The 1029-nt window shown below is 69.6% G+C and carries 2 protein-coding genes; both read left to right on the plus strand.

Translation table 11 applies throughout. The features are described 5' to 3' along the window. The coding region (locus tag U8525_RS34310; RefSeq protein WP_374270951.1) for a transposase at nt 1–597 on the plus strand (597 nt) is incomplete at its 5' end. A gap of 11 nt (nt 598–608) precedes the next feature. Further along, a complete protein-coding gene (locus U8525_RS34315; protein ID WP_374270952.1) occupies nt 609–965 on the plus strand; it encodes a hypothetical protein in 357 nt (118 codons plus the stop codon). Nucleotides 966–1029 lie beyond the last annotated feature (64 nt).

Here is a 1029-nt window from a genome sequence, read left to right on the forward strand (position 1 = left end):
CTGCTCATGACGGACGGCTACGCGGTGTACGACGCGCTGGCCGCCGCCAGCCATGGGCGCTTCGGTGTCGCGCACTGCTGGGCTCACGCGCGAAGGAAGTTCCTGGAGTGCGGGGCGCCCGAAGCCGACGTCGCACTCCACCTCATCGGCGAGCTGTACCGAATCGAGCGTGAGTACCGCACCGGGCCGCCCGACGAAGCACGCCTGCTGGCCCTGCGGCAGCAGCACAGCCGCCCTCTCCTGGCGCGCCTGCACGCGTGGGCCCTCGCGCAAACCGCGCTCCCCGAGTCGGGCTTCGGACGCGCGCTCGCGTACCTGGGCAAGCTGTGGCCAGGCCTCACCCGCTTCGTCAACGACGCGCGCCTGCCTCTGGATAACAACTCCACCGAGCGCGCCCTGCGTGGGCCCGTGGTGGGACGCAAGAATCACTACGGCAGCAGAAGCCGTCGTGGCACCCAGGCCGCCGCCCTCTTCTACTCACTGCTGGAGTCCGCGAAGTTGTGCGGCCTCGAGCCGAAGGCCTACCTGCGCGCCGCCGCGCTCGCCGCCCTGCGCGGGCAGCCGCCACTGCTACCCCATCAGATGATGGCCCACTGAGGACCTCCCCCATGGAGACGAAGATTTCGGCAACCCTCCTGGACTACGCCTCGCCGCTCTTCGAAGGCATGCCCCCCAGTGTGCCCCTCGAGCAACGTCGCAGCATCCTCCAGGTGGCCATCACCGTCTGGAATGCGCTCGTCACCGCGGCCTGGGGCGGGGAAGACTTGCTGCCGGACCTCTTCCGCCGGCTCGACGCGCTACCAGAACCGGGCCGCTCCACCATGCGTGCCACCATCGACATGCTCGTGGCCCGCAAGCGCCAGCTCTTCGCCCGTGACTTGCGTGGCATCGGCGCCTGGGAACTCCGCCAGACGGCGAACGGTGACGTCTCCCTTTGGGCAGAAGCTCGCGCCCCACGCCGCTGATTCCCGCGCAGCCCCTTTCACGAATTTCCTCGCCGCACCAGACGGGGCGCGGCGAGGAGTTACG

Source organism: Corallococcus sp. RDP092CA, from assembly GCF_041903675.1.
Classification (GTDB): Bacteria; Myxococcota; Myxococcia; order Myxococcales; family Myxococcaceae; genus Corallococcus.